General features: G+C 62.9%; 24 protein-coding genes. 12 read left to right on the plus strand and 12 right to left on the minus strand.

Going from position 1 to position 24,726, the window contains the following annotated elements; genetic code table 11:
- Positions 1–4: 4 nt before the first annotated feature.
- The 3 genes from ACZ6WW_RS09460 to ACZ6WW_RS09470 are packed head-to-tail and all read right to left on the minus strand — an operon-like array spanning position 5 to position 2,827.
- The gene (locus ACZ6WW_RS09460) at positions 5–205 is read right to left on the minus strand and encodes a DUF1656 domain-containing protein (protein ID WP_465273965.1); all 201 of its coding nucleotides are present in this window, start codon (positions 203–205) and stop codon (positions 5–7) included.
- Positions 195–2,327, minus strand: coding sequence for an FUSC family protein (locus ACZ6WW_RS09465; protein WP_465273966.1), 2,133 nt, complete (start codon positions 2,325–2,327; stop codon positions 195–197). Before ACZ6WW_RS09465 ends, ACZ6WW_RS09460 begins: the two co-directional genes overlap by 11 nt.
- A gap of 5 nt (positions 2,328–2,332) precedes the next feature.
- Positions 2,333–2,827, minus strand: coding sequence for a MarR family transcriptional regulator (locus ACZ6WW_RS09470; RefSeq protein WP_465273967.1), 495 nt, complete (start codon positions 2,825–2,827; stop codon positions 2,333–2,335).
- A 222-nt stretch (positions 2,828–3,049) separates the two neighbouring features.
- Between ACZ6WW_RS09470 and ACZ6WW_RS09475 the strand changes: the two genes are divergently transcribed.
- On the plus strand, positions 3,050–3,430 hold the full coding sequence (locus tag ACZ6WW_RS09475) for an HU family DNA-binding protein (RefSeq protein WP_281850685.1): 381 nt from the start codon (positions 3,050–3,052) through the stop codon (positions 3,428–3,430).
- A gap of 214 nt (positions 3,431–3,644) precedes the next feature.
- On the opposite strand, the gene ACZ6WW_RS09480 is transcribed toward ACZ6WW_RS09475, so the two are convergent.
- Together ACZ6WW_RS09480 and ACZ6WW_RS09485 are read right to left on the minus strand one after the other, a co-directional pair.
- Positions 3,645–4,061 carry a DUF4156 domain-containing protein gene (locus ACZ6WW_RS09480; protein WP_465273968.1) on the minus strand — a complete coding sequence of 139 codons (417 nt, stop codon included), beginning with the start codon at positions 4,059–4,061 and terminating at the stop codon, positions 3,645–3,647.
- A 110-nt stretch (positions 4,062–4,171) separates the two neighbouring features.
- Complete coding sequence (locus ACZ6WW_RS09485) at positions 4,172–7,033, minus strand: M16 family metallopeptidase (protein WP_465273969.1); 2,862 nt, start codon at positions 7,031–7,033, stop codon at positions 4,172–4,174.
- 275 nt (positions 7,034–7,308) lie between these two features.
- Here ACZ6WW_RS09485 and ACZ6WW_RS09490 point away from each other — a divergent pair, with 275 nt between their 5' ends.
- From ACZ6WW_RS09490 to ACZ6WW_RS09520, 7 genes are all read left to right on the plus strand, one after another.
- Positions 7,309–7,503 (plus strand): hypothetical protein, encoded by a 195-nt coding sequence (locus ACZ6WW_RS09490; protein ID WP_281850688.1) that lies wholly within the window; start codon positions 7,309–7,311, stop codon positions 7,501–7,503.
- Positions 7,504–7,545: 42 nt separating this feature from the next.
- Complete coding sequence (gene trmL, locus ACZ6WW_RS09495; protein ID WP_465274054.1) at positions 7,546–8,010, plus strand: tRNA (uridine(34)/cytosine(34)/5-carboxymethylaminomethyluridine(34)-2'-O)-methyltransferase TrmL; 465 nt, start codon at positions 7,546–7,548, stop codon at positions 8,008–8,010.
- 28 nt (positions 8,011–8,038) lie between these two features.
- Entirely contained in the window at positions 8,039–8,689 is a 651-nt protein-coding gene (locus ACZ6WW_RS09500) for a ubiquinone biosynthesis accessory factor UbiJ (RefSeq protein WP_465273970.1), read from the plus strand.
- Entirely contained in the window at positions 8,686–10,338 is a 1,653-nt protein-coding gene (ubiB, locus tag ACZ6WW_RS09505; RefSeq protein WP_465273971.1) for a ubiquinone biosynthesis regulatory protein kinase UbiB, read from the plus strand. The genes ACZ6WW_RS09500 and ubiB overlap by 4 nt, the downstream gene beginning before the upstream one ends.
- 186 nt (positions 10,339–10,524) lie before the next feature.
- Positions 10,525–11,229 carry a pseudouridine synthase gene (locus tag ACZ6WW_RS09510; RefSeq protein ID WP_465273972.1) on the plus strand — a complete coding sequence of 235 codons (705 nt, stop codon included), beginning with the start codon at positions 10,525–10,527 and terminating at the stop codon, positions 11,227–11,229.
- A 10-nt stretch (positions 11,230–11,239) separates the two neighbouring features.
- The gene (gene arfB / locus ACZ6WW_RS09515; RefSeq protein WP_465273973.1) at positions 11,240–11,662 is read left to right on the plus strand and encodes an alternative ribosome rescue aminoacyl-tRNA hydrolase ArfB; all 423 of its coding nucleotides are present in this window, start codon (positions 11,240–11,242) and stop codon (positions 11,660–11,662) included.
- Positions 11,659–12,261 (plus strand): 1-acyl-sn-glycerol-3-phosphate acyltransferase, encoded by a 603-nt coding sequence (locus tag ACZ6WW_RS09520; protein WP_281850693.1) that lies wholly within the window; start codon positions 11,659–11,661, stop codon positions 12,259–12,261. Before arfB ends, ACZ6WW_RS09520 begins: the two co-directional genes overlap by 4 nt.
- A gap of 12 nt (positions 12,262–12,273) precedes the next feature.
- Here ACZ6WW_RS09520 and ACZ6WW_RS09525 read toward each other — a convergent pair whose 3' ends face one another.
- Positions 12,274–13,305, minus strand: a complete 1,032-nt coding sequence (locus ACZ6WW_RS09525; RefSeq protein ID WP_465273974.1) for a LysR family transcriptional regulator — start codon at positions 13,303–13,305, stop codon at positions 12,274–12,276.
- A gap of 130 nt (positions 13,306–13,435) precedes the next feature.
- Between ACZ6WW_RS09525 and aceB the strand changes: the two genes are divergently transcribed.
- Together aceB and aceA are read left to right on the plus strand one after the other, a co-directional pair.
- Positions 13,436–15,031 (plus strand): malate synthase A, encoded by a 1,596-nt coding sequence (gene aceB / locus ACZ6WW_RS09530; RefSeq protein ID WP_465273975.1) that lies wholly within the window; start codon positions 13,436–13,438, stop codon positions 15,029–15,031.
- A 36-nt stretch (positions 15,032–15,067) separates the two neighbouring features.
- A complete protein-coding gene (aceA, locus tag ACZ6WW_RS09535; protein ID WP_281850696.1) occupies positions 15,068–16,372 on the plus strand; it encodes an isocitrate lyase in 1,305 nt (434 codons plus the stop codon).
- A gap of 93 nt (positions 16,373–16,465) precedes the next feature.
- Here the strand turns inward: aceA and ACZ6WW_RS09540 are convergent, their stop codons facing one another.
- From ACZ6WW_RS09540 to ACZ6WW_RS09550, 3 genes are all read right to left on the minus strand, one after another.
- Positions 16,466–18,277, minus strand: a complete 1,812-nt coding sequence (locus ACZ6WW_RS09540) for a cation:proton antiporter (RefSeq protein WP_465273976.1) — start codon at positions 18,275–18,277, stop codon at positions 16,466–16,468.
- Positions 18,278–18,867: 590 nt separating this feature from the next.
- Entirely contained in the window at positions 18,868–20,367 is a 1,500-nt protein-coding gene (locus ACZ6WW_RS09545) for a YifB family Mg chelatase-like AAA ATPase (RefSeq protein WP_281850698.1), read from the minus strand.
- A gap of 200 nt (positions 20,368–20,567) precedes the next feature.
- Positions 20,568–20,816, minus strand: coding sequence for an accessory factor UbiK family protein (locus ACZ6WW_RS09550; protein ID WP_281850699.1), 249 nt, complete (start codon positions 20,814–20,816; stop codon positions 20,568–20,570).
- Positions 20,817–20,988: 172 nt separating this feature from the next.
- Here ACZ6WW_RS09550 and glnK point away from each other — a divergent pair, with 172 nt between their 5' ends.
- A complete protein-coding gene (glnK, locus tag ACZ6WW_RS09555) occupies positions 20,989–21,327 on the plus strand; it encodes a P-II family nitrogen regulator (protein ID WP_281850700.1) in 339 nt (112 codons plus the stop codon).
- On the opposite strand, the gene ACZ6WW_RS09560 is transcribed toward glnK, so the two are convergent.
- Together ACZ6WW_RS09560 and gpmA are read right to left on the minus strand one after the other, a co-directional pair.
- Positions 21,324–21,875, minus strand: a complete 552-nt coding sequence (locus tag ACZ6WW_RS09560) for a CcdC protein domain-containing protein (protein ID WP_465273977.1) — start codon at positions 21,873–21,875, stop codon at positions 21,324–21,326. The genes glnK and ACZ6WW_RS09560 overlap by 4 nt on opposite strands.
- A gap of 153 nt (positions 21,876–22,028) precedes the next feature.
- Positions 22,029–22,775: a 2,3-diphosphoglycerate-dependent phosphoglycerate mutase gene (gene gpmA / locus ACZ6WW_RS09565; protein ID WP_465273978.1), complete on the minus strand. Its 747-nt coding sequence runs from the start codon at positions 22,773–22,775 to the stop codon at positions 22,029–22,031.
- Between the two features lie 196 nt (positions 22,776–22,971).
- Between gpmA and ACZ6WW_RS09570 the strand changes: the two genes are divergently transcribed.
- On the plus strand, positions 22,972–23,619 hold the full coding sequence (locus ACZ6WW_RS09570) for a DUF4097 family beta strand repeat-containing protein (RefSeq protein ID WP_465273979.1): 648 nt from the start codon (positions 22,972–22,974) through the stop codon (positions 23,617–23,619).
- A gap of 40 nt (positions 23,620–23,659) precedes the next feature.
- Here ACZ6WW_RS09570 and hemF read toward each other — a convergent pair whose 3' ends face one another.
- Positions 23,660–24,562 carry an oxygen-dependent coproporphyrinogen oxidase gene (gene hemF / locus ACZ6WW_RS09575; RefSeq protein ID WP_465273980.1) on the minus strand — a complete coding sequence of 301 codons (903 nt, stop codon included), beginning with the start codon at positions 24,560–24,562 and terminating at the stop codon, positions 23,660–23,662.
- Positions 24,563–24,726 lie beyond the last annotated feature (164 nt).

The raw sequence follows: 24,726 nt of genomic DNA on the forward strand, positions 1-24,726 counted from the left end.
CTCTTTAGGGAAGCAGCAAAAGGCCGGCAACGCCGAACAGGCAGACGAACAGGGCAACGCGAAACAGGGGTGGATGCCAGACGTAGCGATAGAGGCCGAAGCGACCGACGATCGCATCGATGATCCAAAGCAGAAGCAGGCAGCCCAGAAAGACCGGGAGCAAGCCGGGAATCAGCGCGCCGCCGATAGCGATTTCACGAGGCATCGGGCATCTCCTTGGGCGTGATGTACGTGGCCAATGCGGTTTCGTCGTCATGCAGCGCGCCGCGCAATATATGCAGTTGCGCCAGGATCGCCCGGCAACGGCTTTGCGCCGAGGATGGCACCTGGATGCCAGCATCGATCGCAAGCTCGACGGCGTGTTCAGCGCGACTCCAACGCATCGCATCGGGCGCCAGATAGAGTTCGGCCACCCGCGCGACTGCGTCATCGACCGCGCTCTCCACGCGCTCAGGTAGATCGCCCTGCGCGGCGGCCTGGCGCAATTCGATCACCGCGCGCCCGCATTCGTGCACCGAAAAAGCCCACGCCAGCAGCTGACGCGATTCGTCCGAGCCGGGGCTGGTATGCACGGTGATCTGCTGAAAAAGATCGCGATTGATGCTTTCGAAGCGATACAACAAACCGTCTACGGGTGCCGTGGCGGCCAATACAACCTGACGTCGTAGCTGCTGCAACTGGCGGCGACGCTGCCACAGGCTGCCGGTTACCGCCGGCACGAATATGAAGGCCACACCCGTCAGGCCCAGGCCCACCAGCTGCGAGATGCCATCGTTGATGAAACGCTCCGGGTCGTAGACCATCGGATTCTTCAACGCCAGGATGTAGACGAAACCGAGCGTATAACCCACGCCCGTCCCCGGCAGCGTGTTGCGAGTCATCAGATAGGGGCCGATCAGCAACAAGGGCGCGCTCGCCGCAATCAGCATCACAAAGCCATCGCTGCCCGGCAACAGCCAGAAGGTCACGATGAACGCTGCCAACAGGCCCAACGCATAACCCACCCAGGTGTACGACGTGGCTGCCAGCGGGTGCGCCGAGGTTGCGTACAGTCCACTGAAGATCGTTGCCAGCAGCATCGCTCCGGCACCGTACGTCCAACCACTGATGATCCACATCGCGCTCAACGCGATCATGGTAAGAAACGTACGCAATACCGCCACCGAGGCGCCGGCATAGTCGTTGCCGCGATGAAATCCCGCGCGCTCGACACTGCCGCGCTGGTGCTGCTCGCGCATCGAGGCATACAGCGCGCTGAACTCGCGCAGCTCTTCGGCGAAACGGCGCAGCAGCAACTGTCCGGTATCGAATTCGAGCAGTGAAGTGGCGTCTTCGAAGCGCGTGCGCAACTGGGCCGCCAGCGGCGGAATGCGCGTTACGCTCGCCTGCAGGCGCGTGGCCAGAACCTCCGGCTGGTGGCGGTCGCGTACTTCCGGCGACAACGCTTCGCCGATGGGCGCATACAGCTCGATCAATGCATCGGCGACCGGCTGACGCCCATGACGCAACATGCGATTGATCAGGTGATGCAACGACTGAAAGCTGGTCGCCGCCGCCATGTAGCGCTGGTTGAGCAACTGCATGCGGCCGCTGCGGGCGCGCGCTTCGGGATCTTCGAAGATCACGCTGGAACGCAGGTCCTCCAGTTCCACGGCCGCCCGAACGAAGCGCAGATGCGCGCGCTCCATGTCTTCGCGCGCGATCCCGCCGACCAGGCTGTCGCGTGCAAAATCGATGAAATGCGCAAAGTGTTCGGCAAGACGCTGGCGCAGAACATTGCGCAGACTACCCGGCCAGACGACGTCGCTGACCACGCCGGCCACGATGATTCCGAGCATCACCTCACTCACGCGCATCACGGCCGAGTCGAATACCGTCAGCGGCGCATTGATCGCCGGCAGGGCGACGATCGCCGCCGTATAGCCGGCCAGCACGAAGCCATAGGACATGAAGTTGCGGTACAGCATGGCGCCGCCGGCGCACAGGCCCACCCATAGCGAGAGGCTGAGCAGGAACAGCTCTCGCTGCTGCGGAAACAATCCCATCAAGACCAGGCCGAACGTGCTGCCTGCCAGCGTACCGATCGCCCGATAGAAGCTTTTCGCCAGCACCATGCCGCTGTGCGGATGGATCACCAGCACCACGGTAATCATCGAGGTGGCCGGCGCCTCCAACTGCAACCACATCGCCAGCCATGCGGCCAGGTACATCGCCAGCAGCGCCTTGAACACGAACGCCCACGAACTGCGCTCGCCGGCAAGGAACTCCGGCAGCCATGGCCAGCGCCGGGTCCAGGTCGAGAGGTTTTCCTTGATGACCGCGGACATCTGGTTCAATCCCGTTCGAGCTGGCCGAGGAATTTCTTCAGCAGGCGCTCGAGCTGCGCCAGGTCGCGCGACTGCAGGCCCGTGGTCTGGCGTTCGAGCAGGGCGCAGATATCGGGCAGAAAGCTCTCGATCATCGCTACACCTTCGGCAGTCAGGGTCAGGGTGATCTTGCGGCGGTCTTCATCGCTGGCCGTGCGCTCGATCAGTCCCTTGTCGCAAAGTTCGTTGGTCAATCGCGTGATGTTGGCCGACTTCTCCCCGGCGGCATCGGCCAACTGTGATGGATTTAAGGTATACCCTTCCGTGCCGTACATCATCATCAGGATGTTGTATTCCGGATGGTTGATGCCCCATGGACGCAGCACGGCATTGGCGTCGTCGTGAATGCGTTTGTGCAAATGCTTGATCAGGCGTACTACTACCGCAGGCTCGCGCGGAAAGGCCGGATGACGGCGGCAAGTAATGGCCAGGCGTTGTTCGGTTGTTTCGAAACTGCTCATCTGCGCGTGCTCGATCAGGGCGTTTGGACGGCTAAAATTGTTACATATATGTATTATCTATATATGAATGATATGCCCCCTCGGGCACTGCCGCAAGACCGTTCTCGGAAAAACGCCTTAACGTCGTGCAAAAAAGGGGTTTCTCAATACGCAAACTTCCCCTACATTTCGCACTGCCAACCGGCAAAACTGGTAACTACACAAACCACCACGGGGATATCCATGGCGAAGAAAGCAGCAACCAAGAAAGCGGCCCCGAAGGCCGCGGCCAAAGCTCCGGCCGCTCCGAAGCCGATCAAAGAAACCCTGAGCAAGTCGGGCCTGGTCGCCCACCTGGTCGAAGCCACCGGCGTTGTCTCCAAAGACGTGCGCGCCGTCCTGGCCGCGCTGGAAGGCGCCGTTGCAGGTTCCGTGCACAAGAAGGGCGCTGGCTCCTTCACCCTGCCGGGCCTGCTGAAGATCACCGCCATCAGCGTTCCGGCCAAGCCGAAGCGCAAGGGCATCAACCCGTTCACCAAGGAAGAGCAGTGGTTCGCCGCCAAGCCGGCCACCGTGAAGGTGAAGATCCGTCCGCTGAAGAAGCTCAAGGACGCAGCGGTCTAAGTCTTACGTCGCGCGCCTCTTCCTGGCGCGTGGCAACAAAAAAGGCGGCCTGAGGGCCGCCTTTTTTGTTGGGTGAAGTCGGCTGCTGCACAGCCTGAAAAGGGGAAAGAGTAAAGAGGAAGAGCTCAAAGCCCACACGGTTGCCGCCGGCTTTTCCCCTTTACCCTTTACAGGTCGCGCAGCGACCGACTTTACAGGCCGCAACGCGGCCGGCTTAACTCCCTTTGACAGGAAACGTCTGTGCCCCGCCTGCCGAGCCCGGCTGCTGCGGCTGGCTCGTACCGGCGTCGCGACGACGCTCCTCGCCGACGGGACGCGCACCGCACGAGTACGCACCCCAGGCCTGCGAACCATCCACCGGTTCGGCCAACGGCTTGATCGTGTCCGCATGCATGGTGGCCGCTTCATTGCGTGCCAGCACTTCCAGCTCGTCACGTACCTTGATGTCATTGCGATTGACCGGACCGACATGGTCCTGCACCGACACCGTGACCTTGCCCAGATCGCGGCAGGAGGACACATCGCCGTGCCAGGCCGTGTGGACGTTCTTGGCCTCATCGGTCAGCGTGATGCCCCAGGTACAGGCACTGAGCGCAATGGTGGGAACGAGCAACAACAGGGTCTTGCGCATGGATAGCTCCGCGGTATCTGCCATGAAAAAAGCCGGGTAGTCGCCTACCCGGCCATCATCGTAGCGTGAGATGGTCCGTTCAGCCCAAGCGCGGCTGAACGGCACGCTGTTTACTTGCCCGCCACCGGCTTGCCGTCGGCGTCGATGACCTGCACGTCGCCCAGCTTCAGCGCGCGTACCGGCTGCTCGATCTTCTTCAGGTCGCCCACGATCACCCAGGTGATCGCCTGTGGCGTGACGATCTCCTTGATCGCCGCCTGGGCGGCCGGCTGGTGCACGGCTTCGATGTGCTGCTTGAGCGTCTGCACATAGTCGTCCGGGCGATTGAACTGCACGATGTCCTCGACCGCACCCAGCACCGCAGTGGTGGTTTCGAAGCTGCCCGGCAGGCCGCGGATGTCCGAGGACTTGATCTTGTCGACCTCCTCTTCGGTCAGCGGCTTGGCGCCGATGACCGCCACGGCTTCCTTGTAGACCTCGTTGGCCGACTCGGCGGTCTTGTCGGTCTGCACCGGGGCATACATCAGGAAGGGGCGCTGACCCACCGCGTCCTGCATGAAGCTGAAAGCGCCATAGGCCCAACGCTTGTCTTCACGCAGATTCATGTTCAGGCGTGAGGTGAAGCTACCGCCGAACGCACCATTGGCCGTTTCGATCGCCTGGTTGTTCGCCGCCTTGGTCGACGGCGCCAGCAGACCGGCCAGGATGAGCGATTGCGGCGCATCCGGGCGATCGATCAGGAACACGCGTGGCCTGGCCTGCGCGGCGACGTGAGCGAGGTTCTTGGTCGGCTTGGCCGTCGCTGCCGGCGTCCAGTCGCCGAATGCGGCATCGAGTTCCGGGATGATCTTGTCCAGCGTGGTGTCGCCGGCCACGATGATCTTCACATTGTCCGGGCGCAACCAGTTGCTGTGGAAGGCCTGCAGATCCGCGGCCTGCATGGCGCCGATCGACGCCTCGGTACCCGAGCCGGTAAACGGCACGCCGTACGGGTTGTCCGCGCCGTACAACAGCGGCGGCAGGCTACGCAGGGCCAGGCCGGTCGGCTGGGTCTTTTCCTGCGCGATGCGAGCGAGCCACTGGCCACGAATGCGCTCGATGTCCTCGGCCTTGAACGCGGGATTGCGCACGATGTCGGCAAACAGCGACATCGACGACGTGAGCTGATCGTTCAGGGCACTGAGCGTGGCCGTGCAGGCATCGAGGCTGCAACCGACACCGGTCAATGCACCCAAACGCTGCTTGCGCTTGGAGATTTCGACCGAGTCGAGATCCTTGGTGCTTTCGGCCATCAAGGCCGCGGTGAAGGCCGCCGTGCCGAGCTTGTTGCCGTGGTCGGCAGCGTAGCCCGCGTCGAACAGCAATTCGATCTGGGTCACCGGAATCGTGTGACGCTGGGCCAGGATCACCTCGATGCCGTTCTTGAGCTTGCCGCGCTCCAGCTTGGGGAAACTCAGGTCGGGGAACTGGTCGACCTGCGGCACGCCCTTGCTGCGATCGAGCTGGGTCTTGGCGACGGTGTATTCATGCTTGGCCGGCAGCTTCGCCTCCGGACGACCTGGAGCAGCTGCCAATTTGGAGACCTTGGCGTCCTCCTGATCGGGATTGAAGTCCTTGCCGGCGGGCAGCACGGTCAGATCGTAGTTGCCCTTGTTCAACCAACGATCCGCTGCTGTCTTGACGCTGGCGACGGTGGCATCGGCCACGCGCTGCAGATCTTTCTTGTAGGCACCCGGGTCGCCGCGATACACCTGACCCTCGGCCAGGATCACCGCCTTGCCACCGAAGCCACCGACTTTTTCCAGGCCGCGCACGAAGCCCGCGCGTCCGGCCACCTTGGCGCGATCGAGTTCATCCTGGGTCGGACCTTCGGCAAGGAACTGCTTGAGCACCTCGTCGATCACCGCGTCGACCCTGGCCGGATCCACGCCCTGCTTCACGTCGGCCTGGATCTGGAACTGACTGCCCAGCGCAAACGCCGATACGTCCGCGGAAACACTGTCGACCAGCTTGTCCTGATAGACCAGGCGCTGGTACAGGCGCGAGGTCTTGCCGCCACCCAAGGCGGCTGCGGCCAGATCGAGCTGGATCGCATCGTCCGTACCGAGCTGCGGCACTACCCAGGTGCGATAGATGCGCGGCTGCGCGACATGATCGTGCTGAATGCCGTGCGTGCTCTTTTCCAGCGGCGTGATCCACGCCTGCTGACGCGGCACCGGCGGACCGGCCGGAATATCGCCGAAGTACTTCTCGGCCTTTTCCTTCGCCTGCGCCACGGTGATGTCGCCAGCCAGTACCAGGGTGGTATTGGCAGCGCCATAGTAATCGTGGAACCACTGCTTCACGTCGCCGAGCGAGGCGGCGTTCAAGTCATCCATCGAGCCGATCGTATCGTGGTGATACGGATGGTTGGCCGGATAGGTGTTGTAGAGAATGTTCTGATCGACGCGGCCATACGGGCGGTTCTCGCCCTGGCGCTTTTCGTTCTGTACGACGCCACGCTGCGTATCGAGCTCTTTCTGGCCGATCGCGCCGAGCAGATGGCCCATGCGGTCGGACTCCATCCACAAGGCCATGTCCAGCGCCGTGGTCGGCACCGTTTCGAAATAATTGGTGCGGTCGAACCAGGTGGTGCCGTTCTGGTCGGTGGCGCCGGCCAGTTCGAACGGCTGGAAGTAGGTGCCCTTGTGGTTTTCCGAGCCTGAGAACATCAGGTGCTCGAACAGATGCGCAAAACCGGTCTTGCCCTTGGGCTCGTCGCCCGAACCGACGTGATACCACACGCTCACCGCCACCACTGGTGCCTTGTGGTCTTCATGCACCACAACGGTCAGGCCATTGGGCAGGGTGAAACGGGTAAACGCGATATCGGGAATGGCCTGGCCGGCCGGGGCGGCCTGCACCGGCGGCATCGCGCCCGCGCCCAGCACCATCATTGCTCCCGCAGCCAGCAGGGCGAAAGGTCTTGCCATGACGAACCTCCTTTTCACTGAAGTGATTCCGTCGAGGCTAGTGGCGGGCCTGACACCGTGCAAATGACCAATGGCAGGGTTGTCCGCCGCACGCTTTGAGTGTCCGCACGGTTGTCCGGGCAAGACCGTCCGCTGTCCGCGGACAACTTAGGGGCAATCAGGCGATGTGAAAATAATCCATTTAATCAAAGATATAACTTCATTTTTCGGCTTGGCACGGCACTTGCCATATACCTCGTGCAAGACCTCATAACTTCAGCGAAGGAAGCAATGCCATGAAATTCGAAGCCTTGATGATGCGCAGCCTGTTTGTCGCTTGCATGCTGGTATGTGCCCTGGTGATGGGCGCGATGGTCAACGCCTCGCCCGACGCCGTGCGCCTGGCTGCCAATGGCAGCAACAAGCTGATCGCCCCGGCAGTGTGTGCGGTGCACGATGGCGTGATTTGCCCGCTTGCCAGCAACGGCTGAGAAACTCAGCCGTTCGCGCGGCCGATGATCGATAATGGCCGCATGCTGCATGTCATTCTTTTCCGCCCCGAGATTCCACCCAACACCGGCAATGTGATCCGGCTGTGCGCCAACACCGGCGCCTCGCTGCATCTGATCCGTCCGCTGGGCTTCGAGCTCGATGACGCCCGCCTCAAGCGCGCCGGCCTGGACTATCACGAGTACGCGCAGCTGGCGGTTCACGACGACCTCGCCAGCTGCCTGCAAGCGATAGGCTCGCCTAGAGTGTTCGCCTTCTCCACGCGCGGCCGGGTTGCGCACGTCGAGGCAAACTATGCCGACGGCGATGCCTTCCTGTTCGGCTGTGAAACTGCCGGCCTGCCCGCCGACGTACTGGATGCGATCCCCGCCGAGCAACGCTTGCGCCTGCCGATGCGCCCCGATAGCCGCAGCCTCAATCTCTCCAATACCGTCGCTGTAGCGGTGTATGAGGCATGGCGCCAACTGGGGTTTGCCGGCGCAGGCTAAAGGCTCCCCTCGCCGCTACAATGGTCAAATGACCGATACCGCCCCACGCCCCCTGCTGCCGCGACCGCTGCGCGTACTCGCCGGCCGCGCGCTCGAAACGGCGCTCAACCACAGCTTGTCGCTCGATCCGGACAGCATGCAGCGGCTTGCCGCACTCGACGGCCGCAGCGTGCAGATCCATCTGCGCGGCCCCGAGCTGGCCATGACCGTCACCGTCGAGGGCGACCGCCTCAAGGTCGGGCCGGCGCGCGAAGACAGCCAGCTACGCGTAGCCGCCTCGCCCGGCAGCCTGCTGGCGATGGCATTGCGCCGCGGCGAGGATGGGATCGCGCCCGGCAAGGTGGACATTGCCGGCGATGCCGATCTGGCGCGTCGGCTGGAGAAACTTGCCAGCCAGTTCGCACCCGATTTCGAAGAAGCCTTCGCGCGTACTTTCGGCGACGTGCTCGGCGTGCCGCTGGCCAAAGCCGTCCGCAAAGGATTGAGCCACGCGCGCATCAGCGCCAAACACCTCACCGAAGACGGCGCCGACTGGTTGCGTGACGAAGCGCGCCTGGCCGTTGCACCGGGCGAAGCGGAAGGTTTTCTCGATGGCGTCGATCTATTGCGCGAACGCAGCGAACGCCTGGAATCGCGGCTTGCACGCCTGGAACAAAAACTGAAAGGAACGCGCGCGTGACGCCTTTGAAAGTCGTACCGGGGCTGCTGCGCGTCGCCTCCGTGCTCTTGGCCTATCGACTGGACGAACTGGTCGACGCGGCACACCTGTTCCGTCCGCTGAAGCTGCTACGACCCTTCGTCGGACGCCCACGTGTCGACGTGTCCAAGCTCCCGCGCGGCGAACGTTTGCGCCTGGCCATGACCGAGCTGGGCCCGATCTTCGTCAAGGCCGGCCAGGTATTGTCGACACGGCGCGATCTCGTTCCGGCCGACATCGCCGACGAGCTGGCGCTGCTGCAGGACCAGGTGCCGCCCTTCCCGGGCGGCGAAGCGCGCGCGATCGTCGAGCGCGAGCTGAAAGCCTCGGTCACGACGCTGTACAGCAGCTTCGACGAAACCGCGCTGGCATCCGCGTCGATCGCGCAGGTGCATGCGGCAACCTTGCACGATGGCCGCGCAGTAGTGGTCAAGGTGTTGCGGCCCGGCATCGAGAAGAAAATCGCCCGTGACATCTCGTTGCTGCATTCGCTGGGCGAGCTGGCGCAGCGCTGGCACCCCAATGCGGACAAGATTCGCCCGCTCGACGTGGTCGCCGAAGTCGAAAAAATGCTGGCAAACGAGCTGGACCTGCAGCGCGAAGGCGCCAGCGCGAGCCTGCTGCGACGCAATTTTCAGAGCGGCGTGGACCTTTACGTCCCCGAGGTGCACTGGGATCTGACGACCTCCGGCGTATTGACGCTAGAGCGCGTGTACGGCGTCAGCGCGGACGACGTTGCCGCCATCGAAGCGGCCGGCATCGACCGCAAGGCACTCGCAGCCAAGGGCGTGCGCGTGTTTTACGAGCAGGTCTTCCGGGATAATTTTTTCCACGCCGATGCGCATCCCGGCAATATCTGGGTCGACGTGCAGCGCGTCGACGAGCCGCGCTTTATCGCGCTGGATTTCGGCATCATGGGTTCGTTGCCCGAAGCCGATCAGTATTGGCTGGCACAGAACTTCATTGCACTGTTCGAGCGCGATTACGCGCGTATCGCGCAGTTGCACGTCGATGCTGGCTGGATGCCCACCAGCGTGCGCCTGGACGAACTGGAAGCGGCTGTGCGCACGGTGTGCGAGCCCTATTTCACCCGCCCGCTGTCGCAGATCTCGCTGGCCGAACTGGTCGTCAAATTGTTCCAGACCGCGCGCCGCTTCGAGCTCACCTTGCAGCCGCAGCTGATCCTGCTGCAAAAGACCCTGCTCAATATCGAAGGCGTCGGCCGCACGCTCGACCCGGATATCGATATCTGGTCCGTGGCGCACCCGGTGCTCAAGCGCATCCTGCGCCAACGCTACAGCCCGTTGCGCACCTTGCGCGATGTGCGCAAGCGCCTGCCTGAGTGGTTCCATGCCGCACCACAGTTTCCGGAGCTGATTCGCGATGCGCTGCGTCAGGTGGCGCGTGGCGAGCAACAGCAGCGCACCGATCCGTCGATGCTGGTGCAGCAGGAATACGCCGCGCGGATGCAGCGACGAACGGTGGCAAGCGCGTTGCTCGGCGGCAGCTTGCTGATCGTTGCCTCGTTGCTTGCGCTTGGGGTCGGCGTCTATGGCATATGGCCCGCGATCATCACGGGTATTGCCGGCATCGTGGCGTTTATCGCAAGCTGGCCCCGCAAGCACCGATAACCCCTCCTACATCGTCATCCCGGCGTAGGCCGGGATCCATTCCTCTGCCCTCGCTTGTCAGATAACTTTTGGCAAGCGGCCACATTGAGGAATGGATTCCGGCCTACGCCGGAATGACGAATAGGAGATGATTTCTGAACCTCGCGCCTTACCACTCACTCCTCTTCACTCACAACCAAGACGCCCTTGCTCCAGATTCTCCACCAAGACGACGCCATCATCGCGGTCAACAAGCCCGCGGGCATGGCCGTGCATCGCTCGAAGATGGTCGGCAATGCCGATGTCTTTCTGATCGACGAACTACGCGAGCAAGTCGGTGGCACGGTCTATCTGGCCCATCGCCTCGATCGTGCCACCAGCGGCGTGCTGCTGATTGCGCGCAGCAGCGAGATCGCCGCCGCCCTGGGCGAGCAGTTCATGGGCCGCGATGTGCACAAGCAGTACCTGACCGTGGTCCGCGGCTGGCCCGATCCCGAGCAAGGCATCGTCGACTATCCCCTGCCCGGCTCGCGCGACACCGGCCCGCGTCGCGATGCGCGCACGCGCTATCAGCGGCTGGCGACCACTGAGCAGGCCATCGCGCTTGGCCGCTATCCGCAGCAGCGCTACGCCCTGTTGCTGGCCGAGCCCGAAACCGGTCGCTTCCGACAGATCCGCAAGCATCTGGCACATATCCACCACCCGGTAATCGGCGACTGCCAGCACGGGCGGAGCGACCATAACCGCCTTTACAAGCAATATTTCAGTTGCCACCGGATGCTGCTGCACGCTTGGCGGTTGAGCTTTCGCCACCCCGTCAGCGGCGAGGCGATGCGGATCGACGCACCGCTGGATGCCGCTTTCGAGGGCCTGCTTACGCGCTTCGGATGGGTTTTACCGGCCTTAGGCTAAACTGCGCGTCATGCTTACCGTCAGCCGTTCCATCGTGTTGCCCGAAGCGGAGCTGGTCGAGCGCTTTTTGCGCGCCGACGGCCCCGGCGGCCAACACGTCAATCGCACGGAGAGCGCGGTGGAACTGCGCTTCGATGTGCAATCGTCCCCTTCGTTGCCCGACGAGGTACGTGAGCGTCTGCTCGCACGCAGCGATCGTCGCCTGACCTCCGAGGGTGTGCTGGTGATCCAGGCGCGCCGATTCCGCGACCAGGCCCGCAATCGCGACGATGCGCGCGAACGCCTCGTCGAAATCATTCGCGGCGTGCTGGTACCGCCAAAAAAGCGCATCGCCACCAAGCCCAGCCGCGCCGCCAAGGAACGTCGCCTTGTCGGCAAACAGCAGCGCGGCAAGATCAAACAAACGCGTTCGCGCGATTGGAGTCGCGAATGAGTTCGTTGAACCTGCCCAAGCTGCCGCCGAACGCACCGCCGGTCAACAGTCGTTTCTGGCCGGCCGTGGCGCGCGGCATATTGCGCCTGTCCGGCTGGCGACTGCACGGCGAACTGCCGGACCTGCCCAAGCTCATCGTCATCGGCGCGCCGCATTCGTCGTACTGGGATGGCTTCTGGGGCCTGGTGATGAAGATCGCCGCCGGCGTGAATATCGGCATCATGATCAAGCGCGAAGTCGTCGAAGGCCCGCTTGGCGTGATTCTCCGCCCGATCGGCATGATCCCGATCAACCGTGGCGCCGCCACCGACGTGGTCGGACAGATGGTCGAGCGCTTCGCCGCGCATGAAAAGATGTGGCTGGGCATTACGCCCGAGGGTACGCGCAAGCCGGTGAAGCGCTGGAAGAGCGGCTTCATGCGCATCGCTCAGGATGCCCAGGTGCCAATCCTGCCGCTGTTCATCGATTACCCGAGCAAGAGCTTCACGCTCGGCACGCCGTTCTACACCACCGGCGACGCCGACGCCGATATGGCCGCGATCCAGGCGCAGTTCGCGCCCTACAAGGGCAAGTACCGCACGGCAGCTTTGGTGAAATAAACGGCCCTGCGCCTATCGTTCCGAATGCCCCGATTCATCGTAATCGCGATGCGTCAGCAGACCGGGCCGGATCAGATCGATGAACGCACGCGCTTCGCCGCTCAGGTATTTACCCTTGCGCATCACGACGCCATAACTGCGCTGCGGAAAGTATTCGCGCATGTTGCGCACGGCAAGGCGGCTGCGATCGGCATCGGTGATGCAGATGCCGGTCACGATGGAAATGCCCAGGCCCATCGCGACGTATTCCTTGATCACTTCCCAACCGCCGACTTCGATGGCGACGTGGTACGGCACCTGCCGTTGCTGGAACACCAGATCGACCAGTCGATAGGTGGAAAGCCGCTGCGGCGGCAGGATCAAGCCAAACGGCGAGAGATCTTCCACGGTCACCCGCGACTTTTGCGCGAGCGGATGATCCAGCGGCGTAATCAGCATGGGGTCGTAGTGGTAGACCGGCGCCCAGGCGATATCGTGGGGCACATCGAGCATCGAGCCCACGGCAAAATCCGCTTCGTCGGCGCGCAGCAAAGCCATACCGTCCTTGCCCGTGACGTTGGCCAGCTGCAGCTGCACGCCGGGGAACTGCTCCCGATAACGGCGCACCCACTCCGGCAACAGGTACTGGATGGTCGAGCTGCCAGCGGCAATCGTGAGGCGCCCGGCCCCCAGGCCTTTGACCTTGGCCTGGAATTCCCGATCGAGATTCTCCCAGCCCTCGACCAGCGGGCGCGCCAGCTCGTAGAGCGCCTCACCCGCATCGGTCAGGTTGATGCGTCGACGGCTGCGTTCGAGCAGATGCGTGCCCAATTCGCGTTCCAGGGCCTGAAGCTGGAGGCTCACCGCGGGTTGAGACAGATACAGCGCCTCCGCCGCGCGGGTCAGGGTGCCGAGCTTTACGGTATAGACAAAGGCCCGCAGCTGCTTCTGCCGGTTGCCCTTGTAGTAGTACCGACCCGAGTCCTCGCTCTCGCGCGACGCGGCCTTTTCCGACCGCGGTAACCGTTTTGTAGCCTTGTTCAGCTTTTTTCGGACTGATTTCATATATTAAATTCAGTCACTTGAGATATACATTAAGGAATATAATAGCAAAAATTGAAACATTTGCTTTGTCAAAGCATGAGTGACTGACCTAGCTTGGGCCGCAACAGCAACCCAAGCGTGGAGACAGCTCATGGCAGTACCGAAGGAGCGCGTGGTGATCGAGGCGGCCCAGGTGGTGGGTCATATCCGGCCCGAACACGAGGCGATACTGACCCCGGCCGCCCTGGCCTTTCTGGGCCTGCTGCACCGCCGCTTCGATGCGCGCCGCCAGTACCTGCTGGCGCAGCGTCGCGAGCGTCAGGCACGCTATGACGCGGGGCAGCTGCCGGATTTTCGCGACGACACCCGCACGGTCCGTGAATCGAGCTGGCGCGTCGCCGCGATTCCGGCCGCATTGCGCGACCGCCGGGTCGAAATCACCGGTCCGGTGGAGCGCAAGATGATCATCAACGCGCTCAACTCGGGCGCCAAGGTGTTCATGGCCGACTTCGAAGACTCCTCGGCACCGACCCTCGCCAATCAGCTCGATGGCCAGATCAACCTGCGCGACGCCGTTCGCGGCTCGATCGAGTTCACCTCACCCGACGGCAAGCTTTACCGCCTCAACGATAATCCCGCCGTCCTGATCGTGCGCCCGCGTGGCTGGCATCTGCCCGAGCGTCATCTGATCGTCGATGGCGCGCCGATGTCGGGCGCACTGGTGGACTTTGGCCTGTTCGCCTTCCACAACGCCCAGGAGCTCCACAAGCGCGAACGCGGCCCGTGTTTCTATCTGCCCAAGCTCGAAGCGATGGAAGAAGCGGCGCTCTGGAACGACGTGATGAGCGTGGCCGAGCAGGAGCTCGACCTGCCAGAGGACAGCATCAAGGCAACGGTGCTGATCGAAACTCTGCCTGCCGTATTCCAGATGCATGAAATCCTGCATGCGCTGCGTGGCCGCGCGGTCGGCCTCAACTGTGGGCGCTGGGATTACATCTTTTCCTACCTGAAGACATTTCGCGCACACCGCGATCGCCTGCTGCCCGAGCGCGGGCAGGTGCAGATGACGGTGCCGTTCCTGAAGGCGTATTCGGAACTGTTGATCCAGACCTGCCATCGCCGCGGCGCCTTCGCGATGGGTGGCATGGCGGCACAGATTCCGATCAAGGGCGACGAGGCAGCCAACAACGCTGCCATGGAAAAGGTGCGCGCGGACAAGCTGCGCGAAGTACAGGCCGGACACGACGGCACCTGGGTCGCGCATCCCGCTCTCGTCGCCGTGGCGCAGGAGATTTTCGACAAGTACATGCCCTCGCCCAACCAGCTCAATGTCGAGCGGACGGATGTGAGCGTCACGCGCGACCAGCTTATCGCCCCCTGCGCTGGCTCGATCAGCCGCGCCGGTTTCGACAACAACGTGGACGTGGCCTTGCGCTACACCGCGGCGTGGCTGGAAGGCCTCGGCTGCGTGCCGATCCATCACCTGATGGAAGACGCAGCCACCGCGGAAATCGCCCGCTCGCAGTTGTGGCAATGGCTGCACCACGGTGGCGTCGAATTCACCGATCACGCACCGATCAATTTTGCGTTGTTCGACCAGGCACTCGCTGCCCACACGCACAAATTGCGCGATAGCGACCTGCCCGGCGCACGCCGCGCCGACGATGCGGCACGCCTGCTCACGGAACTGACTCATGCCGAGCAACTCGGCGACTTTCTCACCCTGCCCGCGTATGCGCAGCTGTAAGCGCATACGATCGACCTATCACCCGCGGAGTCCATCATGAAGACGCAACTGCCGACCGCCGATCAACTCTCGCTCGAATGGAAGAACAACCCGCGTTGGGCCGGTGTCCAGCGTCAATACAGTGCCGAGGATGTGGTGCGCCTGCGCGGTACCGTCGGCGTCGAGCATTCGCTCGCTCGCCGTGGCGCCGAGCGCCTGTGGAAATCACTGCATACGGAAGATTTCGTCAATGCGCTGGGTGCGCTGACCGGCAACCAGGCCATGCAGCAGGTGAAAGCCGGCTTGCAGGCGATCTATCTCAGCGGCTGGCAGGTGGCTGCCGATGCAAACGTCGCGGGTGAAATGTATCCCGACCAGTCGCTCTACCCGGCCAACTCCGTGCCGCTGGTGGTCAAACGCATCAACAACACGCTGTTGCGCGCCGACCAGCTGCATCACGCCGAAGGCCTGGACGATACCGATTGGCTGGTGCCGATCGTGGCCGATGCCGAAGCCGGTTTTGGCGGCGTGCTCAATGCATTCGAATTGATGAAGGCCATGATCGAAGCCGGCGCCGCCGGCGTGCACTTCGAAGATCAGCTCGCCTCGGTGAAGAAGTGCGGCCACATGGGCGGCAAGGTGCTGGTACCGACGCGCGAAGCGGTCGACAAGTTGAACGCGGCACGCCTGGCCGCCGATGTCTGCGGCGTGCCGACCCTGCTGGTCGCGCGTACCGATGCCGACGCGGCGGATCTGTTGACCTCCGATGTGGACGACAACGACAAGGCGTTCCTGACCGGCGAGCGCACGGTCGAGGGCTTCTTCCGCGTCAAGCCCGGCCTCGATCAGGCAATCAGCCGCGGTCTCGCGTACGCGCCTTATGCCGATCTGATCTGGTGCGAGACCAGCAAGCCGAACCTCGAAGAAGCCAGGAAGTTTGCCGAAGCGATTCATGCCAGGTATCCCGGCAAGATGCTGGCCTACAACTGCTCGCCGAGTTTCAACTGGAAGAAGAATCTGGACGACGCCACCATCGCCAAGTTCCAGAAGGAACTCGGCGCGATGGGCTACAAGTTCCAGTTCATCACCCTGGCCGGCTTCCACAGCCTGAACTACGGCATGTTCGATCTGGCGCACGGCTATGCGCGCCGCCAGATGAGCGCTTTCGTCGAGCTGCAGGAAAAAGAATTCGCCGCTGCCGATCGCGGGTTCACCGCGGTCAAGCATCAACGCGAAGTGGGTACCGGTTACTTCGATGCGGTGACGCAGGCGATCCAGCAAGGCCAGTCGTCGACCACGGCGTTGAAGGGCTCCACCGAAGAGGCGCAGTTCCAGGCGCAGCGCCGCGCATCGGCAGCGTGAAGCATCATGGCTCCCTCTCCCCTGGCTCCGCCGGGGGAGAGGGCTGGGGTGAGGGGGCCGGGTGCTCGCGAAAACCTCACCTATGCATCCAAACTACACCGCGTCATCAGCAGCAGCGACAGCTTCCACCGGCGGCACCAGCGTAATCACCGTCCACCCTGCCTTCGGCTCAACCGGCCGCGACGCCGACGCGATACGCAAATCGCCCTTTTCATCGACACCAAACAGCGGCATCGTCTGCCCACCGTACTGCGCCACAAAATGCGACCAGCTAAACGTCGCCGTGATCTTGGTCGACTTGGTACGCCATCCTTGCTGCAACAGCTCGTCGAGTTTTCCGTGCGTCATCTCATCGGAGATCAATGCCGTTGCCACCGTCGCTTCGGCGGTCGCCGCTCGCCCGGCCGACTCTTCGTCACTCAGGTTCCGCAGCAAGAACACCTTGCTATGCCCGAACTCCTGTCGATAGTGCACGCTCACCAGCGAGTTGCGCTCGCTATGCGTGGACATCGCCAGCAGATGACCGATTCCAGAAAGATCGAGATTGCGCTCGGCGTAGTGCGACGCCGGATTGCCATAGAAGGTGCTCAGCCCTTCCATCCGCGCGATGCGCACGTTGTTCCATTGGTCGTCGGCAATCACCACGCGAAAACCCGCATCGGCCAGTGCCTTGGCAAGCACCCGCGCCACCCGGTCAGAACCGAACACGAGCACGCCACGCGGCTCAGGCTCGACCACCTTGAGCCACATGCCGAGCGTGCGTGATGTCGCACTCTGCAATACCACCGTGCCGATGATGAGGATAAATACCAGCGGCACCAGCGCATCGGCGCCGGACATGTTGTCCAACTTGCTCAAGCGCAACGCAAACAACGCCGATACCGAAGCCGCCACGATGCCTCGCGGCGCCACCCAGGCAATCAACGCCCGCTCGCGCCACGTCAACGAACTGCCCAGACTCGCAACAAAGACAGTCACCGGGCGCACGATCAGCTGCGCGATCAGGAATACAACGAAGCCGGCCCACAACATGCTCAATGACGGCCATTGCAAGCGCGCGGCCAAGAGGATGAACAAGGTCGACACCAACAGCGTGGTGAGGTGTTCCTTGAAATCGAGAATGTCATCGATATGCACATGGCGCATATTGCCCAGCGCGATACCCATGATCGTCACCGCGAGCAGACCCGATTCATGCGCGATCGCATTGGAGATGCTGAAAGCGAGCAGCACGGCGGCCAGAGCGCCGTAATTCTGTAGATACTCGGGAATCAGCTGACGACGCAGCAGCGTACCCAGCCCCCACGCAGCCAGCGCACCCACGGCGGCACCGCAGATCACCGTACCGAGGAAGACCCCGATCGTATGGCCCTGGCGATGCGAAACGATCGCCTCGTAGGCCAGCACCGCAAACAACGCACCGAGCGGATCGATCACGATCCCTTCCCAGCGCAACACGTTGGCGATACGCGCGTTCGGACGCACCGTGCGCAGCATCGGCGCAATCACGGTCGGTCCGGTAACGCAGGTCAGCGCACCGAACAGCAGCGAAATCTCCCAGCTCAGGCCGGCAACGTAGTGTGCGGCGGCGGCAAGCATCAACAAGGCAATGATGGCGCCATAGCTGACCAGGCCACGCACCACGTGGCCGATGTCCGGCAGTTCATGGAAGCGCAGGCTCAGGCTGCCTTCGAACAGAATCAGCGCCACCGATAACGAGACGATCGGAAACAGCAGGTCGCCCAGCAGCTTGTCCGGCTCCAACATGCCCGTCAGCGGGCCGAGAACGATACCCGCCAGCAATAGAAACAGAATCGCCGGCAGTTTTACGCGCCATGCCAACCATTGCGCGAGGAAGCCGATACCAAGCATGCCCGCCAGCATCAAGCCGAGTTCGAGTGTCATTCGCGGTCCTTCACCACATCGAAACGAAGGCTATCGGAGCACAGAACCACCGCATCGTGCCAACTATCTTGTCAGCCGCAGTCGTTGTCTTTTAAGGATTGGGTCTTAAGGGGAAGGCCAATCCCCGGTATCGGGCGGGGGAGGGGGTTCCGATACCGGGGTGGCGGGGGGCAATAGTCCATTAGAGAACTAGCCGGTGCAGATAATAGACTTCTGGCCGGGGAAGTCAATACTCTCCGGTACATAAATTGATTAAGGAGTGATCAGGTCCTGCTCGGGCTTCAGGCTACCCCTCAAAATTCAGGACGCCTCGCCCTTCCCTGGTCGTCATCCCGGCGCAGGCCGGGACCCAGTGACTGGGTGATGGGTTATCGCGGGAGCCAGCAACACCCTGATCTAGCGCGAAAGCCGGAAATCGAAGCCACTGGATTACTCGCTTCGCTCGCCCCTTCGGGGCCGCCCTTACGGGCGTTCTACGCGCAAGCCCTTGTCCGGCCTGCGCCGGGATGACGGTAGGGAAAAGCGAGGTTATTCGAGGCTTTCTGACGTTGCTGTCACAAGAGACAGCAGCGTGCTCGATGTCTACCGGCTCAAAACCGCCGGTACTGCAGCGCCTCGGCCAGATGACTGCGATCGAGTGCCGCCGCACCGCCGTCCAGATCGGCGATCGTGCGAGCGACCCGCAGGGTGCGATGGTAGGCGCGTGCCGACAGGCCCAGCCGCTCCAGCGCCGCATCGAACCAGCGCCTTTCGGCGGGCCCCAGGGCGCAGTCGCGCTCGAGTTCGCGGGTGCTTATCTCCGCATTGGGGCGCCCTGCCCGCATCAGCGCCTGATGCCGGGCCTTGAGCACACGGGCACGAACGGTCGCCGAGTCTTCGTCCTGCGCCGCACGTGGCGCGCCGATCTCCGACACGGGCACGCGCGGCACTTCTACCGACAGGTCGATGCGGTCGAGCAGCGGACCGGAAACACGGTTGCGATAGCGCTGGATTTGATCCGGCGTACAGCGGCAACGCTGGCGTGGATCGCCGGCATAGCCACAGGGACAGGGATTCATCGCGGCGATCAGCTGAAACTGCGCAGGGAACGCCGACTGGCGTGATGCCCGGGAAATCATGATCTGTCCCGACTCCAGCGGCTCACGCAAGACATCGAGGACGTGCCGGGTAAATTCAGGCAGCTCGTCGAGGAACAGCACCCCGTTGTGAGCCAGCGAAATCTCTCCGGGGCGCGGCTCCGAGCCGCCACCCACCAGTGCCACGGCCGATGCCGTATGGTGCGGCGAACGAAACGGCCGCCGGCGCCAGAATTTCGGGTCGACCTGCTGGCCGGCCACCGAAAGCACCGCGCAGGTTTCCAGTGCCTCCGACTCGGTCAGCGGCGGCAGAATGCTGGGCAAGCGCTCGGCCAGCATGGTCTTGCCGGTACCGGGAGGCCCAACCAGCAACAGGTGATGCCCGCCTGTGGCGGTAATTTCCAACGCCCGGCGAGCCTGCAATTGCCCACGTACATCGGACAAGTCCGGCCCCAGATCGTCGCTGCCCCATTCCATCGCGGTGCTGGGCGTCGACAGGTCCTGTGCGCCATGCAGCCAGCCGCATACCTCGGCGAGCGTATCGGCAACGCGCACGTCGACTTCAGGGATCAGGGCGGCCTCGGAAGCATTGGCGCGCGGAACCACCACGCGACGGCCACGCGCCCGTGCCCGCAGCAGCGCCGGCAGCACACCCGATACCGCGCGCAGGTCACCGGACAGGGCCAGCTCACCAAGAAATTCGCAGTCGTCCAGCTTCTCGCGCGGCACCTGTCCGCCAGCGGCGAGAATGCCCAGCGCAATGGCCAGGTCAAAACGGCCACCGTCCTTGGGTAACTCGGCCGGAGCCAGGTTTACCGTGACCCGCCGATTGGGATACTCAAAGGCCGCGCTCTGAATCGCCACACGCACGCGATCACGCGCCTCGCGTACGGCAGCCTCGGGCAAACCCACGATATGGGTTCCCGGCAGGCCGGCGGAAAGATGCACTTCGACCATCACCTGCGGCGCTGCAACCCCTTCCTGGGCGCGGCTCAATGTGACGGCAAGGCTCATGACGTGCGGGAGATCCCCGAAAGGCGTCGTAGCTCAGGGGACGACTTCGCTGCACCGTTTTGGCTGCGATCGCGCGACATCCCTGTAGCTCCTTCGCAACCTGTATAAAACAGCCGCCCCCGACCATTCTCGGGGTGAGGGTGACGATCGGGGGCGGCTCCCGGAAAGTGGGCTACCGCTCAAAGGACCCGATCAACGGATCACCCCTGGGCGCTAGCCTCCAATGCTGCAACGCGGCGTTCGAGCTCTTCCACCTTGGCACGTGTACGTGCCAATACCTGGCTTTGAACCTCAAACTCCTCGCGTGTGACTAGATCGAGGCGGCGCAATCCTTGTGCCAGGACATCGCTGAAATTGGCGCGCAAATCCTTATGCGCCTCTGCCAGTCCTGGCGGAACCAACGAAACAAGTCGCAGGGCAAGTAGGTCGATATCCCGCCTATCCATCATGGTAGGCACCTCGAGCTTGTCGACGAAAAGTGTAGGTGATCCTTAAAATGCCGCGCCATCAGCCCGCTCCGCTAGAAAATGTAGGAATTCTCCTACACAGTGCTGTCCAAGGCGACAATCGCCCTTCCGAAGGGCAAAATGCCCTGTTGTTGTCGATATCCGGGGAATACTCATGAAGCTGGTCGTGGCGGTCATCAAACCTTTCAAGCTGGACGATGTGCGCGAAGCGCTTGCCGAAGTAGGCGTGCAGGGCATCACCGTGACGGAGGTGAAAGGGTTTGGCCGACAGAAGGGCCATACCGAGCTCTACCGCGGTGCGGAGTACGTGGTGGACTTCCTACCCAAGATCAAGCTCGAAGTGGCGGTCAGCGACGATCAGGTCGAGCGTGTGGTGGAGGCCATCCAGAACGCCGCGCGCACCGGCAAGATCGGCGACGGCAAGATCTTCGTCAGCGCCCTGGAGCAGGTGATCCGCATCCGCACCGGCGAGCTGGACAACGACGCCCTTTAGGATCCGGCGCCGTCCTGGGGTTTGATGCCTCGCGCTACCTGCTCCTGTTCGAAGCGCCGGTGATGGATCAGCAGGCCGGTGTAATACGCAATGTAGTAGCCGATCATCAGGCCGAACACGAGCAGGGTCAGCGGGCTGTCACCGAACTGCGGCGCATGAGGCGCCGCCGCGGCACCGGCCTGCGTGCCCAATACCGTAAAGCGCCAGATCAGACGCCCCAACAACAGCACGGTCAGCAGCCCGCCAATCCAGGGGTTGGGGATATACACATCCGCACCCGCCGCGTTGCGCTCGAACCGCGTCAGATTGAGGCCTAGCAAGCCCAATGCCGCACCTATCGCCACGCCGCCGAGCAGCCCCTCCAGCAAACGCAGATTGAGTGCGCCGAGCGCGGCGATCAATACGCCAGCCAGGGCAAGAAAGCCAATGCGTGCCGTCATCCGCTTGCGCTGGATCGGCTGCGGCCCAAAGGTCCGACGCACTCGGCGCCACACCGCGAACACCATCAGCGGAGCCATGATCAGTGGCATTACCAGTTGCGGGGCCATCTTGGATCCTGCAGAGGAGTTGAGTGAAGAGGAGTGAGAGTTGAGCCTGTGAACGCTCGATCTCAAACCCAATGCACAGCCTAGGACCAAGCCCAGCCTTGCGCCACTGACTTAAGACCTGGCCCACACATGACGGCTGTCAGCCACTCACTCCTACGCTTTCGCCTTGCCCTGGTTAGCCACGGCGGCCATCTTCGCCTCGATCGCCGCGGCGTCGCCCAGGTAATAGTGCTTGATCGGCTTCAGTTCGGCGTCGAATTCGTACACCAGCGGCACACCGTTGGGGATATTGAGCTCGACGATATCGTCATCGGAAATGCCGTCCAGGTACTTCACCAGCGCACGCAGTGAATTGCCGTGCGCTGCCACCACGACCTGCTTGCCCGCGCGGATGGTCGGCGCCAGCAGCTCATGCCAATACGGCAGCACGCGGGCGACCGTGTCCTTCAGGCATTCGGTATCGGGAATGTCTTTCGGATCGAGCGCGGCATAACGCGGGTCGTGCACCGATTCGTTCTTTGCGCGCTCGAGCGGCGGCGGCGGGATATCGTAGCTGCGACGCCAGATCTTGACCTGGTCCTCTCCGTACTTCGCTGCCGTCTCGGCCTTGTTCAAACCGGTCAGGCCACCGTAGTGACGCTCGTTGAGGCGCCAGTCCGTCACGACCGGAATCCACATCTGATCCATCGCGTCCTGCACATGCCACAGGGTGCGTACCGCGCGCTTGAGCACCGAGGTATGGGCGATATCGAAGCTGAAACCCGCCTCCTTGAGCAGCTTGCCGGCCTCTTGCGCCTCGGCAATGCCCTGGGCAGTGAGATCGACATCGGCCCAACCGCTGAAGCGATTGTCGAGATTCCACTGGGATTGGCCGTGCCGGATAAGTACGAGCTTGTGCATGGGATGAGTCCGTAAGGTCGACGGCTCATGCCGTCCTTAAAGAGTGAAGGGTAAAGCGGAACGCCCCCAACGCACACCCCCGTTCCCCGTTCCCTGTTCCCCGCTCTTCAGCCATCCATGTCATAGGTCATGCTAAACCCCAAGCCCGCAAGCGGCATCCTATGACTACCTCAAGACGCCGAAACCGGAGTTCATCATGCGCCGCACCCTGCTTGCCCTCGCCCTCTCTCTGTCCCTGGTCGCCACCGCCTATGCCGGCGACGACATCGACAAGGTCAATGGCTCGGTCAACGTTTCCTCGGGCCAACATGCCGGCAACGTCAGCACCGTCAACGGTGCGGTGAATATCGCCTCCGGCGCGACGGTCGAGAAGGCCAGCACGGTCAATGGCTCCATCGAGCTGGACGACCGGGCAACGGCCAACAAGGTCAGCACGGTCAATGGCGGCATCACCCTGGGCGCCGGGGTCAAGGTCTCCGGCGTGGTCGAAGCCACCAATGGCGCGATCGAGCTGGGCAGGGGCGCCGAGGTGCTCGGCGGTGCCACCAACGTCAACGGCACCATCTCGCTCGACAAGTCGCACGTCGCCGGCGGTATCGAAACCGTCAATGGCGACATCACCGTGGGCGCCGATTCGCGCGTCGAGGGTGGCATCCTGGTCGACAAGCCCAGCGGCTGGCACCCCAACAGCAACCGCCGGCCGCACATCGTGATCGGCCCGCATGCAGTGGTGCAGGGCACGCTGGAATTTCGCCGCGAAGTCGAGCTCTATGTGAGCGACTCGGCGCAGATCGGCGCGGTCGAGGGCGCGACGCCACAGAAGTTCAGCGGCGCCAATCCGTAGTCAGAGAGGCCGGCATGCCAGGCATGCCGGCTTTACTGGATCAGACCCATTCGCGCGGCTTGAGATACTCGGCAAGCCGCGCTTCGGCCGAACCGGGCTCCGGCTGGTACGCGTACTCGTAGCGCACGCGCGGCGGCAGGCTCATCAGAATCGATTCGGTACGGCCGCCCGATTGCAGCCCGAACAAGGTTCCGCGGTCGTAGACCAGGTTGAACTCGACATAACGGCCACGGCGATATAGCTGAAATTCGCGTTCGCGTTCGCCATAGACCGTATCTCGACGGCGCTCGGCAATCGGGCTGTACGCATCAAGAAAGCCCTGGCCGACATCACGGATGAAAGCAAAACAACGCTCGAAACCGCCTTCGTTGAGATCGTCGAAAAACAGACCGCCCACGCCGCGCGTCTCGTTGCGGTGCTTCAGGTAGAAGTATTCATCGCACCAGGTCTTGTAGCGCGGGTAGACATCGTCGCCATAGCGCGCGCACACATCCCGCGCCACGGTATGCCAATGCATCACGTCTTCATCGAAGGGATAGAACGGCGTCAGGTCGAAGCCGCCACCGAACCACCATACCGGCTCGACGCCCGGTTTGCTCGCCTCGAAGTAACGCACATTGGCATGCGTGGTCGGCACATAGGGATTGCGCGGATGCAGCACCAGCGATACCCCGGTGGCAATAAAGCTGCCGCCGGCCAACTCGGGCCGGTGCGCGGTCGCGCTGGGCGGGAGCTTGTCGCCATGGACCCGCGAAAAATTGACGCCGGCCTGTTCGAACAAGGTGCCGTCGCGCAGCACGCGGGTACGCCCGCCACCGCCGGCCTCGCGCTTCCAGGCATCTTCGACAAAACGTTGGCCGCCATCGAGCTGCTCGACGGCCGCACAGATGCGGTCCTGCAGCTCGCGCAAAAAGGATTCGGCAAGGTCGGCTTGCTGACTCATGTCTGGCCTTAAGTCGTGGGGATCGGAGGGGAAGCTTAACAAGCGGCCCCCTAACCCGCCGATGCGGCGCGGCGTCGCGAGATGAAGCGGCATGCTGCCTGCCGTTCACGGTTTCTGAGCGAGGATACATGCAGGCTCAGCCATGTCACACAACCGACACACAA

This window comes from Dyella sp. NPDC103356 (assembly GCF_055584465.1).

Coding starts and splice junctions, on each gene's coding strand:
- ACZ6WW_RS09520 (WP_281850693.1), top strand. CDS start 11,659: ATGAGTTCGTTGAACCTGCCCAAGCTGCCGCCGAACGCACCGCCGGTC.
- ACZ6WW_RS09560 (WP_465273977.1), bottom strand. CDS start 21,875: ATGGCCCCGCAACTGGTAATGCCACTGATCATGGCTCCGCTGATGGTG.
- gpmA (WP_465273978.1), bottom strand. CDS start 22,775: ATGCACAAGCTCGTACTTATCCGGCACGGCCAATCCCAGTGGAATCTC.
- aceB (WP_465273975.1), top strand. CDS start 13,436: ATGGCAGTACCGAAGGAGCGCGTGGTGATCGAGGCGGCCCAGGTGGTG.
- ACZ6WW_RS09500 (WP_465273970.1), top strand. CDS start 8,039: ATGACCGATACCGCCCCACGCCCCCTGCTGCCGCGACCGCTGCGCGTA.
- trmL (WP_465274054.1), top strand. CDS start 7,546: ATGCTGCATGTCATTCTTTTCCGCCCCGAGATTCCACCCAACACCGGC.
- glnK (WP_281850700.1), top strand. CDS start 20,989: ATGAAGCTGGTCGTGGCGGTCATCAAACCTTTCAAGCTGGACGATGTG.
- ACZ6WW_RS09540 (WP_465273976.1), bottom strand. CDS start 18,277: ATGACACTCGAACTCGGCTTGATGCTGGCGGGCATGCTTGGTATCGGC.
- ACZ6WW_RS09480 (WP_465273968.1), bottom strand. CDS start 4,061: ATGCGCAAGACCCTGTTGTTGCTCGTTCCCACCATTGCGCTCAGTGCC.
- ACZ6WW_RS09475 (WP_281850685.1), top strand. CDS start 3,050: ATGGCGAAGAAAGCAGCAACCAAGAAAGCGGCCCCGAAGGCCGCGGCC.
- ACZ6WW_RS09545 (WP_281850698.1), bottom strand. CDS start 20,367: ATGAGCCTTGCCGTCACATTGAGCCGCGCCCAGGAAGGGGTTGCAGCG.
- ACZ6WW_RS09525 (WP_465273974.1), bottom strand. CDS start 13,305: ATGAAATCAGTCCGAAAAAAGCTGAACAAGGCTACAAAACGGTTACCG.
- ACZ6WW_RS09460 (WP_465273965.1), bottom strand. CDS start 205: ATGCCTCGTGAAATCGCTATCGGCGGCGCGCTGATTCCCGGCTTGCTC.
- arfB (WP_465273973.1), top strand. CDS start 11,240: ATGCTTACCGTCAGCCGTTCCATCGTGTTGCCCGAAGCGGAGCTGGTC.
- ACZ6WW_RS09485 (WP_465273969.1), bottom strand. CDS start 7,033: ATGGCAAGACCTTTCGCCCTGCTGGCTGCGGGAGCAATGATGGTGCTG.
- aceA (WP_281850696.1), top strand. CDS start 15,068: ATGAAGACGCAACTGCCGACCGCCGATCAACTCTCGCTCGAATGGAAG.
- ACZ6WW_RS09465 (WP_465273966.1), bottom strand. CDS start 2,327: ATGTCCGCGGTCATCAAGGAAAACCTCTCGACCTGGACCCGGCGCTGG.
- hemF (WP_465273980.1), bottom strand. CDS start 24,562: ATGAGTCAGCAAGCCGACCTTGCCGAATCCTTTTTGCGCGAGCTGCAG.
- ACZ6WW_RS09550 (WP_281850699.1), bottom strand. CDS start 20,816: ATGATGGATAGGCGGGATATCGACCTACTTGCCCTGCGACTTGTTTCG.
- ACZ6WW_RS09570 (WP_465273979.1), top strand. CDS start 22,972: ATGCGCCGCACCCTGCTTGCCCTCGCCCTCTCTCTGTCCCTGGTCGCC.
- ACZ6WW_RS09470 (WP_465273967.1), bottom strand. CDS start 2,827: ATGAGCAGTTTCGAAACAACCGAACAACGCCTGGCCATTACTTGCCGC.
- ACZ6WW_RS09490 (WP_281850688.1), top strand. CDS start 7,309: ATGAAATTCGAAGCCTTGATGATGCGCAGCCTGTTTGTCGCTTGCATG.